This window comes from Chryseobacterium sp. SIMBA_029, assembly GCF_046535275.1.
In the GTDB taxonomy this organism is placed as follows: Bacteria; Bacteroidota; Bacteroidia; order Flavobacteriales; family Weeksellaceae; genus Chryseobacterium.
In genome coordinates this window covers 1-257 of record NZ_JAWRXA010000546.1, presented here as the reverse complement: position 1 = coordinate 257, position 257 = coordinate 1, and the positions used below count along the sequence as shown (strand labels likewise).

The 257-nt window shown below is 64.6% G+C and carries 1 protein-coding gene; it reads right to left on the bottom strand.

Annotation, left to right across the window (positions count from 1 at the left end; translation table 11 throughout):
• A partial coding sequence (locus SB679_RS25165; RefSeq protein WP_410705051.1) for a hypothetical protein occupies nucleotides 1–257 on the bottom strand: 257 nt, incomplete at both ends.

The following is a 257-nucleotide window of genomic DNA, read 5'->3' as shown; positions in this document are numbered from 1 at the left end:
CCGCATAGCGGATCATCGACGCCGAAAGGTCCGAGCCCAGGCACAGGCAGCGGGGGAGCTCCTGGGCCAGATGAGCGATCAACTCGCCGGTCGAACACGCCGGATCGTGGATCAGCGCTCCGGGCTTGAGGCGTTCGCGCAGTACAGCGACGCAGTGTTCGCGAAAGTGCGCCTCGTCGATGTTCAACTGCGCAGCACGTTCATCGTCACATTCCCAAAAGGCTGGCGGGCAGATGAACTCCTCGCCGTGCGGCCCC